At 49.7% G+C, this 14997-nt stretch carries 17 protein-coding genes and 1 pseudogene; 8 read left to right on the forward strand and 10 right to left on the reverse strand.

Features of this window, described 5'->3' with window-relative positions; translation table 11 throughout:
• Nucleotides 1–16 precede the first annotated feature (16 nt).
• The 3 genes and pseudogenes from RTK01_RS02230 to RTK01_RS02240 form a co-directional block, all read left to right on the forward strand.
• Entirely contained in the window at nucleotides 17–703 is a 687-nt protein-coding gene (locus RTK01_RS02230) for a DNA alkylation repair protein (protein ID WP_312279409.1), read from the forward strand.
• A gap of 15 nt (nucleotides 704–718) precedes the next feature.
• Nucleotides 719–1282 (forward strand): Ada metal-binding domain-containing protein, encoded by a 564-nt coding sequence (locus RTK01_RS02235; RefSeq protein WP_312279410.1) that lies wholly within the window; start codon nucleotides 719–721, stop codon nucleotides 1280–1282.
• Nucleotides 1279–1377, forward strand: a pseudogene (locus tag RTK01_RS02240) (DUF1848 family protein); the annotation flags it as partial. The gene RTK01_RS02235 and the pseudogene RTK01_RS02240, both read left to right, overlap by 4 nt.
• A gap of 145 nt (nucleotides 1378–1522) precedes the next feature.
• Here RTK01_RS02240 and RTK01_RS02245 read toward each other — a convergent pair.
• From RTK01_RS02245 to RTK01_RS02285, 9 genes are all read right to left on the reverse strand, one after another.
• Complete coding sequence (locus RTK01_RS02245) at nucleotides 1523–2470, reverse strand: hydroxymethylglutaryl-CoA lyase (protein ID WP_312279411.1); 948 nt, start codon at nucleotides 2468–2470, stop codon at nucleotides 1523–1525.
• Between the two features lie 65 nt (nucleotides 2471–2535).
• Complete coding sequence (locus tag RTK01_RS02250) at nucleotides 2536–3867, reverse strand: sodium/glutamate symporter (RefSeq protein ID WP_312279412.1); 1332 nt, start codon at nucleotides 3865–3867, stop codon at nucleotides 2536–2538.
• Nucleotides 3868–3959: 92 nt separating this feature from the next.
• A complete protein-coding gene (locus RTK01_RS02255; protein WP_312279413.1) occupies nucleotides 3960–5114 on the reverse strand; it encodes an iron-containing alcohol dehydrogenase in 1155 nt (384 codons plus the stop codon).
• Between the two features lie 103 nt (nucleotides 5115–5217).
• The gene (locus tag RTK01_RS02260) at nucleotides 5218–6654 is read right to left on the reverse strand and encodes an aldehyde dehydrogenase family protein (RefSeq protein ID WP_312279414.1); all 1437 of its coding nucleotides are present in this window, start codon (nucleotides 6652–6654) and stop codon (nucleotides 5218–5220) included.
• A gap of 698 nt (nucleotides 6655–7352) precedes the next feature.
• The gene (locus RTK01_RS02265) at nucleotides 7353–8114 is read right to left on the reverse strand and encodes an ATP-binding cassette domain-containing protein (protein WP_312279415.1); all 762 of its coding nucleotides are present in this window, start codon (nucleotides 8112–8114) and stop codon (nucleotides 7353–7355) included.
• Between the two features lie 16 nt (nucleotides 8115–8130).
• Entirely contained in the window at nucleotides 8131–8508 is a 378-nt protein-coding gene (locus RTK01_RS02270) for a hypothetical protein (protein ID WP_312279416.1), read from the reverse strand.
• 57 nt (nucleotides 8509–8565) lie between these two features.
• Complete coding sequence (locus RTK01_RS02275; RefSeq protein ID WP_312279417.1) at nucleotides 8566–9123, reverse strand: ABC transporter transmembrane domain-containing protein; 558 nt, start codon at nucleotides 9121–9123, stop codon at nucleotides 8566–8568.
• Between the two features lie 170 nt (nucleotides 9124–9293).
• Nucleotides 9294–9725 carry an ATP-binding cassette domain-containing protein gene (locus tag RTK01_RS02280; protein WP_312279418.1) on the reverse strand — a complete coding sequence of 144 codons (432 nt, stop codon included), beginning with the start codon at nucleotides 9723–9725 and terminating at the stop codon, nucleotides 9294–9296.
• A complete protein-coding gene (locus tag RTK01_RS02285) occupies nucleotides 9670–10416 on the reverse strand; it encodes an ABC transporter transmembrane domain-containing protein (RefSeq protein WP_312279446.1) in 747 nt (248 codons plus the stop codon). Before RTK01_RS02285 ends, RTK01_RS02280 begins: the two co-directional genes overlap by 56 nt.
• Before the next feature lie 425 nt (nucleotides 10417–10841).
• Here RTK01_RS02285 and RTK01_RS02290 point away from each other — a divergent pair, with 425 nt between their 5' ends.
• The 4 genes from RTK01_RS02290 to RTK01_RS02300 all read left to right on the forward strand — a co-directional run bounded on the left by RTK01_RS02290 (nucleotide 10842) and on the right by RTK01_RS02300 (nucleotide 12791).
• Nucleotides 10842–11645, forward strand: a complete 804-nt coding sequence (locus RTK01_RS02290; protein WP_312279419.1) for a hypothetical protein — start codon at nucleotides 10842–10844, stop codon at nucleotides 11643–11645.
• A 17-nt stretch (nucleotides 11646–11662) separates the two neighbouring features.
• Nucleotides 11663–11794, forward strand: a complete 132-nt coding sequence (locus RTK01_RS16795) for a hypothetical protein (RefSeq protein WP_397352173.1) — start codon at nucleotides 11663–11665, stop codon at nucleotides 11792–11794.
• A 71-nt stretch (nucleotides 11795–11865) separates the two neighbouring features.
• A complete protein-coding gene (locus tag RTK01_RS02295; RefSeq protein WP_312279420.1) occupies nucleotides 11866–12114 on the forward strand; it encodes a hypothetical protein in 249 nt (82 codons plus the stop codon).
• Between the two features lie 197 nt (nucleotides 12115–12311).
• Nucleotides 12312–12791 carry a hypothetical protein gene (locus tag RTK01_RS02300; RefSeq protein ID WP_312279421.1) on the forward strand — a complete coding sequence of 160 codons (480 nt, stop codon included), beginning with the start codon at nucleotides 12312–12314 and terminating at the stop codon, nucleotides 12789–12791.
• A 495-nt stretch (nucleotides 12792–13286) separates the two neighbouring features.
• On the opposite strand, the gene RTK01_RS02305 is transcribed toward RTK01_RS02300, so the two are convergent.
• Nucleotides 13287–13556: a zinc-ribbon domain containing protein gene (locus tag RTK01_RS02305; RefSeq protein WP_312279422.1), complete on the reverse strand. Its 270-nt coding sequence runs from the start codon at nucleotides 13554–13556 to the stop codon at nucleotides 13287–13289.
• A gap of 439 nt (nucleotides 13557–13995) precedes the next feature.
• Between RTK01_RS02305 and RTK01_RS02310 the strand changes: the two genes are divergently transcribed.
• The gene (locus RTK01_RS02310; RefSeq protein ID WP_312279423.1) at nucleotides 13996–14835 is read left to right on the forward strand and encodes a pirin family protein; all 840 of its coding nucleotides are present in this window, start codon (nucleotides 13996–13998) and stop codon (nucleotides 14833–14835) included.
• Nucleotides 14836–14997 lie beyond the last annotated feature (162 nt).

Below are 14997 nucleotides of genomic sequence, written 5' to 3' on the forward strand. Positions count from 1 at the left end.
AAGACGGAGGAAATGAATGCAGGAAAAAATCAGACAGCAGATAGAAGTACTGGCAGAAGAAGAATACCGTGTTTTTTCTTCCGGATTACTTCCCGGTACCAGGTATGTTCTGGGTGTGCGTCTTCCCCTCCTTCGGAAGCTGTCAAAACAGCTTGCGCAGTCGGATTGGAGAGAGTATCTGCAAACGGCGCGGGAGGATTCCTTTGAGGAAATCATGTTGCAGGGCATGGTAATCGGCTGTGTAAATTGTTCGGTGGAAGAACGACTTTTACATATGCAGAATTTTGTCCCCAAAATTGACAATTGGTCGGTGTGCGACAGTTTTTGTGCAGGGCTCAAATTCACAAAAGAAGCACAGGAACAGATATGGGGTTTTATAAATCCATACCTAAAGTCAGAGCAGGAGTTTCACATTCGCTTTGCTGTCGTCATGCTGCTTTTTTATTATATCTATGAAACACACATCGATAAGGTTTTAGACAGCATGGACAAGGTACGTCATGACGGTTATTATGTAAAAATGGCAGTTGCATGGGCAATCTCTATTTGCTATGTTCGGTTCCCCGAGCGTACCTTGGGATATCTGAATCAAAATAGCTTAGATGACTTTACCTACAACAAGGCGTTGCAGAAAATCACAGAGTCCTTAAAGGTGGACAAGGAAACAAAGAAGAAAATCCGTGCGATGAAACGGAAGCCGTGAAGGGAGTGGAAGCAGATGACGGAAGAGGAAAAATGGAAGGCGGCACTGTCCTGCGATGCCGCTTACGACGGACAATTTTTCTATGGCGTAAAAACAACAGGGGTTTTCTGCCGCCCATCCTGTAAATCGAAAAGTCCCAAGCGGGAACATGTTATTTTCTTTGATACGGCAGAACAGGCGCGCAAGTATGGCCTGCGTCCCTGCAAGCGGTGCCGCCCTGATTTATTGGAATTTCATCCACAGAAGGAAGCGGCAGAAGAAATTAAATTGACTTATCAGCAGTTCTTTTCAGATCATATTCACTTAAAAGAGGAATTGAAGAAACTTGGCCTTAGCAGAAACAGAATTACCCAGATATTTCAGATGCAATATGGGAAGACTCCGACAGAATATTTAAACGAGCTGCGTATATCCCGTGCTAAAGAGTTGCTCATGGATACAAAGGACAATATATTGCAGATTGCACTGCAAAGCGGGTTTGAAAGCCTTTCCGCTTTTTATACGCAGTTTGGAAAAGTAGCCGGTGTTTCGCCGAACGAATACAGGGAAGCCGCAGCCGACAAGGAACAAACCCCATGATTATCAGCGCAAGCCGCGGCACGGATATTCCTGCCTTCTATTCTGAATGGCTGCTGAATCGTCTTGAGGAAGGCTATGCGCTGATTCCTAATCCGTGAAATCCGCTCTGTTTCAGTTGGGTAAGCCTGAATCCGCAAACGGCTCATGCAAAGGCCGTCGGGCTTGCCTTCAGTACAAGACCATTGGCATTGCAGGCAGTCTGCGTTGATTTAAAATAGAAGACAGGGATTCAAACCAAAGTCACTGACGTTTGAGCTGTCCGGTGGGCAGTTCCCGGATGAGGTCCTTGGACTTACCCGCCCGCAGCAAATAACTATCAGTGCTGTGCGCCAAAATTTCCACAAGATGGCGGCTGACTTCCATGGCAGCGTCCAAATTTACGCCAGTGGTAACGCCCATCTCGTCACACATATGAAGGACGTCCTCGGTAGACACGTTTCCGGCTGCACCGGGTACAAATGGACAGCCGCCAACGCCTGCAAAGGCGGTGTCAAACCGAGTGAAGCCAGCTTGCATCCCTGCCAAGATGTTGGCAATTCCCAGCCCCCGTGTGTTGTGAAAATGCAGCCACCATGTCACATGAGGATATGCCCGTCTCATCTCTGCGCAGATATCGTATACTTGCGTGGGGTACGCTTGGCCGGAGGCATCCGACAGAGAGATTTCCGTGATTCCAACAGCCAGATAAGCGTCCACGATTTCCTGCACGTCCTTTAAAGAGATCTCCCGATCCCACGGAGAGCCGAACGCCATGGAGATTGAGCCGGAGATGGCAATTTGGGCGTCACGGGCAGCGTCCACACAGGCACGGAAACCAGCCACCGACTCCGCCGGTGTCCGGTTTAAGTTTGCCAAATTATGGGCCTTGCTGGCAGAAACGTTGAGCTTTACTTTTTTGCATCCGCAGGCAACCGCCCGTTCGACTCCTTTCAGATTGGCAATCAGGGCGCGGTACTCCACGCCATCCTTTCGCCGCAGCTTCCGGAATACCTCGTCTGTGTCGGCCATCTGAGGGACTGCCTTTGGGCTGACAAAAGAGCCGACCTCAATGACCGGAAGACCGGCATCTGTCGATCCCTCAATCAGCGCCAGCTTTTCCTCGGCGGTCAACAGTTTCTTTTCATTTTGCAGGCCGTCTCTGGGGCCAACTTCACATAGGGTAATTGCCTTGACAAGATCCATAGACATAAAAAGCCTCCTGAAAATAATTGACCGGGGCGGCCCAATGCGGGCCGCCCACAGTAATGTAGACGTTATTTTTTACGGAAAAAGATAAACCCGATGACCAAGGGAACCACCATGAAGGCGAAACCCAGCCAGATTGGGACAAACATTCCGATGGTCACTGCGAACAGCGGCAGCAAAGCGGGCATTGAGCCGTAGACGGGAGCCCACAGAGAGTTGCCGATGGCCAGAGTGTCGGCCGCGTCGGTTTTGCCATCGGGGTCCACGCAGCGGATCAGAGCCAGACCGGTAGGCACCGAGCCAGTGGCAGCGCCGAAGGAGCCGCAGCACTTCTCAAACCAGTTGGTTCGATGCCACATTTTGCACAACACCAGACAGAACACGGCAGTCAGCGCGATGATGATGGCGCTGAGCAGCAGGATGGGGACAATCAGCACAGAAATCAGCTTCAGATCCATGGTGGCCACAGCTGATACAATGGTGATTTCCAGACCCAGTCCGGAGATGGAGTTAATGGTCTTGCGGTCCACAAACCCCTTTAGTTTGGTACGCTTGACCACGTTCCACACCAGCATACCAGCCAAGATGCCGTTGATCAGGGAGGGGAGCTGAGACAGCGCGCTGAGATAGGGGACATTGGCGATGGCGGTTTTGAACAGGCCCATGAACCAGTTGCCGAAGGCCATGCAGGACAGGACGATGGCAAGCTGGAAAGAAAAGTTGTCGATTCCGGTACTGGGGACTCTCGCAACTCCGATGGGGGTCCGCTTGTCCTCGGACAGCAGGCCACCGAAGAAGCTGGGGTTGCTTTTGAAGTCGTTGGACGCCTGTGTGGCCCATCCTTTGCGGACTCCCACATTGATCATGATCATGCCGAACACGAAGCAGGAAATCACGCCCAGAGTGGACATAATCATACCAACCGAGGTGTTGCCAAGAACGCTGTATTCCTCCCAGGCCGCGCCGGCGCTGGCGGCGGTACCGTGGCCACCCCAGAAGGAAAATACCGCCTCAGAACCCCAGCCGAAGGGCAGGGCAGGCCAGGCTTTTTCCATAAAAGCCCCGATGCCGCAGCCTAGAAACATTTGCATACCGTAGACGGATACCATGATGCACAGGTGGGTGAAGTATGCGCTTGCCTTGGATTTGTCCATGTCCACGCCGATCACCGAACAAGTCAGCACCAGCATGATCATCACAGAGGCCATGGAGCCGAAGGAGGCGGGAATTTCCACCAGGTTCAGCACCTGAGGGCCGACGATCAGTGCCACAACTCCGCCGATGATGGATGCCGGAATGTAAAGCTTCTGGAGCGGTTTAACGATCTCACGAATGACAAACCCGATCAAAAGAAACGCGAACAGCGTAATCAGATCGTTGAACAGGCTACTAAAGGTCATAGAATATTCTCCTACCATTTTTTTATTTTCTGGTGGGGATCCGGGACTCCCAACACGTTTGTATTCCCGGTGCGAGGATGAATCGCGCACAATCAGTGCTTTTTCTTTAGCAAGCTATTGGTATAAATCTGTAAAACTTCCGCCTTACCCGCAGGTTCAGGATGACGGACAAAGCGGTGCTTCTGCCCGGCAAATTCCTCCGCATAGGCCTCAATTTCTTCGGGAGTCGGGGTGATATTTGCGTCCAACAGAAGCATACTGTCCATAAATTCCGAAAAATCGTTCAGATCTTGGAAGCCGCACAGATGAATCGCGCGATCAACACAGGCGATGTTTTCCGGCTGTTTAAAGATTTTCAGATATTCCGCGATCAGCAGTCCACAGGCCAGCCCGTGAGGGATATGCTTGTGGTGGGTCAAGGCGTAGCTCATTCCGTGGGGCAGGCAGGTGCCGGTCTGGGTGTTGGCAATGCCTCCGATTAAGGATACCATCATGTGCTTTTCGCGGATTTCATAGGTGTATGGTGTTTTGCTCTGCGCGCAGGCAGAATCGTTCAAAACGGTTCGCATGGGTTCCACACAGTGAGAGAAATAAGTAAAGCCGATTTCGCAAATGGCTCTGGAAAGCTCGCTTCCGGCGGTGGAGATGTAGGATTCCAAACAGTGACACAGCGCGTCGATGGAGGTGGAGCAGCTCAGACGCAGAGGCATTTCCATGAGATACGTTGCGTCCAGCAGAGCATATCGGGGGAAAATGCGCGGTGCGATGGCCTGCTTGGTATCCTTGTCGCTGCGGGTGAGGACAGAGAAGTGCGTCACTTCCGCACCTGTTCCTGCGGTGGTGGGAATGGCAATGATGGGCAGGGATTCCAGCGTTGAATCACTGTATAGATCAAGTCCGGAGTTATTTGGGTTTTTTAAAAGAACACCAATGGCCTTAGAGGCGTCGATGGGGGAACCGCCGCCGATGGCAATGAGAAAATCGGGGGCAAACTCACGCACGGAAGCGGCCACCCGTTCTGCTGTCTCGGTGGAGGGATTTTCTTCAATGCCGGTCTCTATTTGATAGAGAATCCGGCTTTCATCCAGAACCGCCGTCACATCCTCCAAGGCGTAGTGCCGTCCGGGAAGTGTGTAAGTAATAATATAGGCCCGCTTACCCAGACTGAGGAACAGATCTTTCTTCTCTTTGACAATGCCCTGACCGAAGAAGACCTCAGTGGGCATAAAGTAGCGAAATTCGTTCATTGCGCATTAGCCTACCTTTTTTTAAAATACCCGAAAAATGCAGCCTTCTGCCCGCTAGAGCTTCAGGCGGTGCAAATGCCGGTTGGAGTCGGCATTGGTGAAATTACTCCTGATCCATCCCGTCCTTATAGAAGGGCCCGAACAGCTCTTGAAGAGAAGGCATGTCTTCGGGGATGGGATGGGCAACCCAGGTGGTATTCATGTAATGCTTCAGGGCAATATTTTCGGAGACAATGTTTCCGCCCCAAGTGCCGCAGCCCATAGAGGACGTGGGAGGCATACCGTTGGTTGCAGAGCCCGCATTGCCCTTGTTGTTGGGCTGACGAACCATAATGCGAGAGACAGGCGCAGCCAGACCGAGACGATGGATGTGCTCATCGTTCCAAGAATAGATGCCGCAGGAGTGGCCCTTGCCGCCAACCTCAAAGAGTGCACGCATCATATCCAGTGCGTTTTCAAACTCGCCGTCATACTTGAACAGGGCCAGCAGAGTGGTCAGCTTTTCAGAGGAGAAGAAGTGCTTCTTGCCCACCTGCGCCATGCTGCCGCCGGTGACCATGATGAACTTGGTGCTGTCGGGAATTTCAATGCCTGCGGCCTGCGCCAAAGCCTGAGGGCTGATGGCCACAGTGTCGGGCAGACGATGCCCTGCGTCATCCCACATGACGTTTTTCAGACGTTCGGCCTGCTCTTCATTGGCAAGATAACCGCCTTCGGCCTTCAAAGCCTCTATCATCTCATCGTAGATCGAGGCGTGGATCACCAGATTTCCGTCGCAGGAGCAACCGGAACCAAAGTCGGAGGTTTTGGAAATACGAGTGTTCTCCGCCGCTTCTTTGCGCCGCTCTGCGGTATTGGCCGTGTCGTCAATAATCACAGTGGCGTTGCCTGCGCCGGAGCCGTAGGCGGGAGTGCCGGAACTGTAAGCGGATTTAACCATGGGCCGGCCGCCGGTAGCGATGACCAGATTGCAGCGTTTCATCAGCTCCTGCGTCAGCGCAATGGAAGGCTCCTGAATGCCTTGGATGATATCGGCAGGCGCACCCTCCCGCACCAGTGCTTCCCGAATAATGTTGACGCACTTGTTGGTTACGATCTTGGCCCGGGGATGGGGGCTGCAAATCATGACGTCTCTCGCCTTGATGGCGTAAATCGCCTGCCCGGCAGGCGTCAGGCAGGGATTCGTGGTGGGAACCAGAGAGGCGATCACACCCACGGGCTTTGCATACTTGACAAGACCCTTTTCTGGAATCTCCTCAATGATGCCGACGCTCCTGCTCCGCAGACAGTCCCGCAGGATCAGCTTGAGCTTATTGCGCTTATTACGCTTGGTTACCTTATCGCCCAGTTGTGTTTCATCCACTGCTTCGTCGCACAGGGGCGCCCAGACTTTTGCATCATACAGCGCCGCTGTGACTGCGCGGCAAAGAGAATCCACGCGCTCTTGGTCATAGGTCTCGATGATTGCCGCTGCCTTCTGGGCACGGGAAATCAACTCTTCAATCATCTGAATCTGCTCTTCCGTTACTTCTTTCGGCATAAAAACACTCCTCATCTTTCTGCATTTGACATATTGACTGAATGCAGTTCAACTTTCTGAAAGTATTGTATGTTTTGTCCAATTGTTTGTCTAATACTTCATTTGAATCAAATGGATAGAGAAAACTCTATTATTTGTATCTGAAGAAATGGAGGGTCCTTATTGAAAATGAATAAACTTGACGACGGCCCGGTAATGGACTATTTTAATATAACAATAGACAAAACAAAGTGGTTGTGGAGGTGTGCTATGACGCTTTTGCAGCTACAATATTTTCGGAATCTGGCTCACACGCTACACGAACTGAAAGAGAATCAATCCGGACGTGATATGCCTGTGGAGAGGCATTGTTGTTGCCGGAAAACACGCTGGGGGAGAGGCGGCCAAATTTTTAATTTTTTCCACGAGGATTGGTTTGAGAATTGGGCCTGAACCCAAAGCGTACCAGTTTAGCTTTGCTTGCAGCCTGCGGAAAACGGCTCGAAAAAACACCGCCGCAGCTTTAGCTGCGGCGGTGGCGAATCAAGCGCCGCTATGGCAGGTTCTTTTCCGTGCATCAATTCGGATGGGCCTAAATAAAACCTTAATATTAAAGGGACTTCTTTCACGGTTGTGCTTACCGCGGGGCAGAACGAATCAAAGAAAATTTCTAATTGTTAAGCCTTAAATATTTATTGCGCGCCTTTTCCTGCCCTCCCTCATCGGGCTGTACCCGGTATAGGGGTAGAGGCTTTCCCGTGAAAGTTCCAGTTCAGGGATTTTTGCTGCATATTCCAAAGCTTTGCATACAAGTCCTCTTGTGAAAGAAGCCTCTGGTGCGTGCCTTCTTCCTTCAACTGCCCATCCTCCAGCACGAGGATTTGATCCGCGTTTTGCACTGTTTTCAGTCGATGGGCAATCATAATCACCGTGGTATCTTTTACAAGCTCGCTAATGGCCCGCTGTACAAGGGCTTCGTTTCGGGTGTCCAAACTGGCGGTCGGTTCATCCAAAAGAAGAACGGGGGCTTTTTTGAGGAGCGCCCGTGCAATAGATATCCGCTGTTTTTCCCCGCCTGACAGGGTACTGCCGCCTTCGCCTACCATAGTGTTATACCCGTCGGGAAGCGCCATAATGAAATCGTGGCAGCCTGCTTTTTTAGCGGCTTCTATCATCTCTTCCTCGCGGGCATCCTTTCTGCCGAAAAAGATATTCTCCCGGATGGTTTCGTTGAACAGATAGACTTCCTGCAACACCATGGATGCCGTCTCCTGCAACAGCTCCGGCGACAGGGAGGAAAGGGGCTTTCCGTCAATGAGAATTGCACCTTCGCTCACATCCCAAAACCGCGTAATCAGCCGCAGAATGGTGGATTTTTCGCTGCCCGAAGGCCCTACGATGGCGATTAAGCCGCCGCGGGGAATTGCAAAGGAGACATCCCTCGAAACCCTCTCTGCTCCCTCAGTATAGGAAAAACCCACATGGTCAAAGCGGATTTCAGGATCGTCTCCCGGTTTGCTGTCCCAGACATTTCCAGCGCCTGCATCGTGCTATCCAGTCTTTTGCCGAAACATAGTTATTTCGTAGCATCATCATATTGTTGACCGCTGTAATCACAGTAGTCAATATCTTGGTGCCGATAATAATGATGATGATAAATTCTATGGCTGTGAGGGAACCGCCCATCAGCAGGTAGCCCCCCATACACATCAGGGGCAGACCGAACTGCACGATAGAGGTGCACAGGCGCATTAAACTACCGGAGCCGCTTTCCACTTTGATGTACGTTTCCATCAGGTGATGATATGCGGTTTTCAACTTTCCGAAGCCCTCTCCCGTCTGGTTATAGCTTTTCAGCGTTTTTATACCACCCAAATACTCACCCAGATTGGTTGCCGTCTTATCTCGTGCCAGTGCAATGTGGGTGGCGTTTCAATTCAATGTTTTCATAGACACCGCTATAATGATTGCCGCGACAGGCAGAGAGATATAGAATGCCGCCGCCATCAGAGAGTTAAAAATGAACATGAAAATTGAGGTGAGCACGCAGGAGAGGACTACGCTGAAAAGACCCGAAAGCTTGCCGGTCATGGCCTGCTGGATGCTTAAAAAATCTCCGGCAAAGTTATTGATCAGCTCGCCCTTTTCCTTGTTGGAGAAAAACCCGAGGGGCAGGCGGCGCAGCTTTTTTACAAAGGAAATACGGTTCTCCGCCGTATGTTCTGCTGACGGCAGGAAGCTGTTGCTGTAAGCGAAGTATCCGATCACGAACTGAGCGAGAGTCAGAACCCCTAAAATGCCTGATGTAATCCACAGCATGCGGAAGTTCAGGGAGTTTGGCACCCCAAAGGCGCCCGCAATCATGTTGATGATGACATAAATAATGATCGCGGGAAACAGATTGGAAAAACCCTCAAAGAAAAGCCATACCGCAGGGCGGGCCAAATGCTTTGGATGACCAAAGGTCAACTTTTTTAGAACCTGTTTCATATGGCCTCGCTCCTTTCCCGATTGGTGGTGCCTTTTTTAATACTCCAGAAGTCCACCTCGTTTTGGAGTGTCCAAAGTTCCTGATACAAAGTGTCCCGCCGCATCAGGGTGTCATGTGTGCCGGTTTCCTGAATCTCGCCCCCGCTGAGCACCAGAATTTGATCCGCACCTTAAATGATTGGCAGTCGGTGGGCGATAATGATTACCGTCCGATTCTCAATCAGCTTGTCAATTGCCTGCAGAATCAGGTTTTCGTTCTCTGCGTCGGAATAGGCCAATGCTTCATCGAAAATAACGATGGGCGAATCTTTGAGAATGGATCGTGCAATCGCTAAACGCTGGGCCTCTCCGCCGGACGGCCCTACCAAAGTGGTCATTTGCTTTTGCGGCGCGGTGAAGCTGATGTGGCTTAGTGCCAGCGTATGAGAGGGATCGGTGGTATCCTGATAGGAAAAGGATACGTCATGGAACTGGACTTCGAAAGATTCCGGAACCTTTGGGCTGACCGGTTCGGGCACCGGCTCCATGCGATTGATTTCGTCGATGTTATGCAGCGCAACGGTGATTTCCCCCATGCGGGTGCCATAATTGACAAGCTCCATCAGCGAGCGTCAAGATAAGCCCCATAATGACCGACAGTAAAACCGACGTGTTTCCGGAACTCTGCCAAATGAGAAATGTCCCCACCGGAACCACGACGGCTAGCAGGGAAAGTATCATCGTTTTATAGCCCTTATGAAACGGAGCCACCCGTTTGTAGAGCATCATTTTCCAATTGCCGTATTTCTTTATGGTATCGCCGAGGCCTCTGGTGATGGTGCCCATCAGACCAAACAGCTTTACCTCGGCAATGCCTCGGACATATTCTGAAAACGCTCCTGTCATTTGTCCCGATACTGTTGCAAGGCCGGTCAGAATATCCTGACCACGGCTTCCGCCCCACACCGAAAGCTGTAAGGCGCACGCAAGGATGACAGCGGCAACAACCACCAACGCCAGCCATAAATTCAGACTGCCAAGCCCCAGCAGCAGCACCAAGACAGCGCATGCCGAGCCGATTAAATCGGGCAGCAGATTTGCAATGAATATCTCGATTTTTTCGATGCTGTCATCCATGGTCTTTTGTACGCTTCCGCTGGTATGCTCCGTGAAGAACCCCATTGGCAAGCGCCCCATATGCTCCATTACACGGATGCGAATTCCGTACAGCACACGGAAAGCAACTTTATGTGCGCCAAAGCTTCCGAAAAAGGATAAAACCGTGTTGAGTAATCTACTGATAGCAACCGCAATGCTTCACAGTAAAATTCCGCCGGAGAGATCGCCTTGCCCTGCCGCCGGAAGCAGCAGCCGGGCGATATGATAAACAGATAAGTAGGGGATCATACCGCAGAGCGTGCCAAGGGACATGAAGATACAGCTAAGTAACAGCTTGCCTTTTCCTTTGGCGGCGATATCAAAGAGCCTAAATAAAACAGGCTTTTTTTGTTCATGTAGATGCCTCCTTTTCTTGAGTTAGCAAAATCTAACCAAAAAAGCATAGCATTGAACAAAGTGTGATTCAAGACCTTGAAAGCAGGACTTTATAGATACTGTTGACATCTTATGTTTGCTTATTTATACTGAAAACACAGGGAATTTATTTGTGAGTATATTTATTTAATTGTCCTAAACAGAACTATATATTCCGAAACAGAACCCCGAAAAGGGGTGTGTATATGCAATGCTTTTACAGCGTATCAGACATGCTGCGTCAATATGAAGCGTATGGATGGAAACGAACCGGTATCCGCTATGGGAGTTGCTTTGAGCCGCCGGTCGAAGTTGTGTCCGGGCATATTCAGGCATGGGGAAATCCAGAAGCTTGTTGTTTTATTGATACAGATATTGTTTTTCATGCGAATTTGATGGAGCGGTATTATTATCAGGCAAAGAGCATTCAAATCACGTTTGTTGAGGATATGGCTTTGAGCTATTACCAGAAAAAAACCGAGCGCAATGAGGCCCGGTTCGGAGTTTTCTGCTATGTAAATAATCTTCCGCGACCGTGGTATAAGCGATTTTCTTCCGGTGAAGTGCAAAAAGCATCCACGATTTATATAACAGATCAATTTCTTGAAGGCACCGGAGCAGTATTTTCGGACAATTTCTGGAATCGCACAGCACATGCAGTGAACAACAGGGATGTGTCACTGCCTCTATTGGCTGATATTTGCAGAGAAATTAAGTCCGCTGAGATGAGCGGGGAAGCTTTCTCCTTGTTTTTGCAGGGGAAAGCTCTGGAAGCCGCCGGATTGCTGGTAGATTACACGCTTTCCTTTGGCTTGAAAAGGACGCCAAGTCTAACTACCAAAGCGAGGGATGCGGCGAAGTCGGCATTGCAAATCTTAAACCAATCCTTTGTCCAGCCTCCGGTCATTGAAGATCTGGCAAAGCCAATCGAGATCAATAAACAAACGCTTCAAAGAGCGTTTCAGCAATTGACCGGTCAGTCTATCCATGAATATATTAAGTCAATTTAACTGATACGACAAAAACGATTGATGACATCGCCAAAGAAGTGGGATATCAAAGCAAGGGAAATTTTTATAAGGAGTTTGCGGAAACCTTCTGTTGCACACCAAACGAAATGCGAAAAAATGAGGCGGGTTCAGTGAATTTAAATAGTTAAATAAGGGCCACGAACTGAGACGGAGCTGGGGACTACCACGATACCCATTAAATAAAAGGGGGATATAAGTTGTGGTTATTTTTGATGAATGTGGTATAAAAATTTTTCTGAAAGATGGAAAATACTACATGGAAATCGACGTGGGGCACTTTGCAGAGGAATATGTTGAGATTGAGATTTCGAAAGAGGATGCGGAAAAGGTTATGCAGGATGTGATGTATTCCTCCGACATTGCTTGCAGATGGAGAAATAAAAAACGAGGGCTGCTAAAAAAGCGTCGAAAAAACCTCTTGCTGACTGCCTGTAAGCTATTGATATGACTCGGCTTTTGTAAATCATACAGCTTCCTTACAACAAAAACCGCTGCGACTTCAAGCCGCAGCGGTTTTCTTATTTATAAGCGCTCGAATACAAGGGTGGCCTGAATGCGGTCGCAGTCAAGAAGGCCGCCGCTTTGTCCCGATGCTGTGGAAATGGTGTGCAGACGATATCCCTTTGCTGTTTGGGCGTTAATTACATGTTCCAGCTCAGTCAAATTGCCGGAGCCGATGCCAATAAACTTTTCTTTAAGTATCACCTGAAAAACAACTTAGGGCAGATTACTTCCGGAAGCCACGGAATAGGAGGATTCTTTGCGTGCATTGTCCATAAAACCCATAAAAGAATTTTCTTTCGATTTCATTCCGCTCTAGGGCGATTTTTCACGGCCTATTTGCCTGTGGTTGCGTACATTGTGATCCACCAAACAAGGCCCGTTGCCGCCACGGCAAGCCCCCACCACGTCTTAAAAAGCAACGCGCAGCCGATGAGAAGAATTGCGCCGCCGGATAACAGCATTCCCCAGAAGCGCGTGTCCGACGTGCCATCAAGCCTGACAACATCAGCGCCCGAATATCGTATGGGCCTTGCATCGGGCTTACAGACACAAACGATAAGCCATATCCACCAAAGGAAAAATCCTCCGATTGCATTTCGGATACACGAATCGTTTGAATGACCTTTGTTTTTTACGACTGTCCGACAGGCAAGCCCAAAGATAAGTCCCCCGATAAAGTATCCGCCCAACACAGCAACAATGTGCGTCTGCAAGATACTGAACAGTCCGCTATAAAACGATCCCATAAACAACTCCCTTCCGCGTACTATTGCAAGATTGGGTTACTCTGGCCCGAATTGAGCCTTTCCGGCTGGAACGCTATTTTGAAATCCCACGCTGGCGCTTGCGATAGCGCCTTCCGGGCGAGAGCGGCTATGAATTTTCGTTTTGGATTCGTCGGCTCCGGCGAATCCATCTGAAGTGCAGCCTCCCCGTGAGATTGAGTGCATTCCTTATTTATAATATCTTTAAGCATAATACCACATTTTGGTAAAATCAACCGCAAACAATTGTAAAGAGCCCACTTAAAAAATAATTTTATGAAATGTCCAATAAGTGAATGAGGGCAATGGAAATAAAAAAAGGCGCCTCCGAAGAGGCGCCTGGGTGCAAGGGTTATCTACGGAAACAATCGCTGCAATAGATGGGGCGATCTCCCCGGGGCTCAAAGGGAACTTTGCAGGGCTTTCCGCACTCGGAGCAAACAGCGTCGAACATCTGGCGAGCATTGCCTCCCCGGACGTTCCCCTTGCGGGCGTCACGGCATGATTTGCAGCGCTGGGGTTCATTGGTGAAACCCTTCTCCGCAAAGAACTCCTGCTCTCTGGCGGTAAAAGTAAATTCCTGGCCGCAGTCCTTGCAAGCGATGGTTTTGTCTTGAAACATGAGATACCTCTTTTAAATTAGTTCGCCCTGTTTGGCGACATAATTAGCATACGCCTATATGAGCAATAAGTCAATACAATGTTTTGGATATTGCAGAGAAATAATAGGGGATGAGTAAGTGGAAGTCGCCCTTGACGGGCAAAAAAGGCTGCTGCGCGGGCTTCGGACGTGATGCGGCACCCACCATTTCGGAGGCCGTGCTCACTCAGGTTCAGCCTGAAGAGTATCCAATGGTGCCCATAAGATGAACAGGAGGCCAACATAATGAAGATTTTCAATGAACGCGGGTTAAGTCTTTTTTTGTGAAAAAATGTGTGGTATTATTAAGATATGACCGAAATGCCATCAAACGCACAGAATTGGGGACGTATTTACTATCCCTAAAGAAAAAGAACACAAAGGCAGAGAAGTCGATTTATTTACGCAGGAGGAAAAGTATATGGAAAGAAAAGTTCAGCAGAAGGTGCAGGGATTCCGAACTCAGGACGGAGCCGGAGTGAGTCTCGTTCGCGTCTTGGGACATGGGACTGTTGAGGAATACGACCCGATTTTGATGCTTGACTCCTTTGACAGTATAAACCCGGATGAGTACACCGCCGGTTTCCCCATGCATCCCCACAGAGGAATTGAAACCATCAGCTACGTCTATCGCGGGCAAATGACCCATAGGGACAGTCTTGGGAACTCGGATACCATTGGGGACGGAGAGGTTCAGTGGATGACGGCGGGCTCGGGAATTCTGCACGAGGAAAAGCTGCCCGCGTCCGAAAGGCTGCTGGGTGTGCAGCTCTGGCTGAATCTCCCGGCGAAGGACAAGATGGTGCCTCCGGCCTATCACAGTATCAAAAACGCCGAAATTGAAGAGATTCCACTGGAAAACGGAAAGCTAAGGCTGCTCGCCGGGGAATATGAAGGCAAAAAGGGCTATGCAGGCAACTATCTGCCGCTGGACTATTACGATATTCATTTGAATGCCGGGGCTTCCGTCGTGATCAATACGGAAGATACGCGTTCCGTCATGGTTTTCACGCTGCTGGGCAGCGCGACTGTGGGGGGAGAACTGATTCAGGAAAAAACCGCGGTAAAACTTACAACGGGGAGCCATGTGGAAATTAAGGCGGGCACAGAAAACGCGCAGGTCCTCTTTATCAGCTCCGTGTGGCTGGATGAGGCTGTCGCTTGGGGCGGCCCGATTGTTATGAACACGAAGGCCGAATTGCAGAAGGCGTTTGACGATCTGGACCGGGGGACTTTCCTGCAAAAAGAGATCGCATACTGAGAGATGAAGAGGATATGTCGGACAAAATCCGACAAAAAGATTTTCTTTTCCTCTGGGTTTTTCTGTGCCATCATTACCATACGGTAATGGTACCGAACTAAGAAATGCTGGAAGGAACAACTTTTTGAAAAAGATGAGTAATATGGAGATTGTTGCAAACCG

This window comes from Oscillibacter sp. (assembly GCF_031978065.1).
Classification (GTDB): domain Bacteria; phylum Bacillota; class Clostridia; order Oscillospirales; family Oscillospiraceae; genus Oscillibacter.

Coding starts and splice junctions, on each gene's coding strand:
- RTK01_RS02305 (WP_312279422.1), bottom strand. CDS start 13,556: ATGTTTCAAGACAAAACCATCGCTTGCAAGGACTGCGGCCAGGAATTT.
- RTK01_RS02310 (WP_312279423.1), top strand. CDS start 13,996: ATGGAAAGAAAAGTTCAGCAGAAGGTGCAGGGATTCCGAACTCAGGAC.
- RTK01_RS02290 (WP_312279419.1), top strand. CDS start 10,842: ATGCAATGCTTTTACAGCGTATCAGACATGCTGCGTCAATATGAAGCG.
- RTK01_RS02250 (WP_312279412.1), bottom strand. CDS start 3,867: ATGACCTTTAGTAGCCTGTTCAACGATCTGATTACGCTGTTCGCGTTT.
- RTK01_RS02280 (WP_312279418.1), bottom strand. CDS start 9,725: ATGGAGCTTGTCAATTATGGCACCCGCATGGGGGAAATCACCGTTGCG.
- RTK01_RS02235 (WP_312279410.1), top strand. CDS start 719: ATGACGGAAGAGGAAAAATGGAAGGCGGCACTGTCCTGCGATGCCGCT.
- RTK01_RS02260 (WP_312279414.1), bottom strand. CDS start 6,654: ATGCCGAAAGAAGTAACGGAAGAGCAGATTCAGATGATTGAAGAGTTG.
- RTK01_RS02230 (WP_312279409.1), top strand. CDS start 17: ATGCAGGAAAAAATCAGACAGCAGATAGAAGTACTGGCAGAAGAAGAA.
- RTK01_RS02300 (WP_312279421.1), top strand. CDS start 12,312: ATGTTCCAGCTCAGTCAAATTGCCGGAGCCGATGCCAATAAACTTTTC.
- RTK01_RS02275 (WP_312279417.1), bottom strand. CDS start 9,123: ATGAAACAGGTTCTAAAAAAGTTGACCTTTGGTCATCCAAAGCATTTG.
- RTK01_RS02255 (WP_312279413.1), bottom strand. CDS start 5,114: ATGAACGAATTTCGCTACTTTATGCCCACTGAGGTCTTCTTCGGTCAG.
- RTK01_RS02245 (WP_312279411.1), bottom strand. CDS start 2,470: ATGTCTATGGATCTTGTCAAGGCAATTACCCTATGTGAAGTTGGCCCC.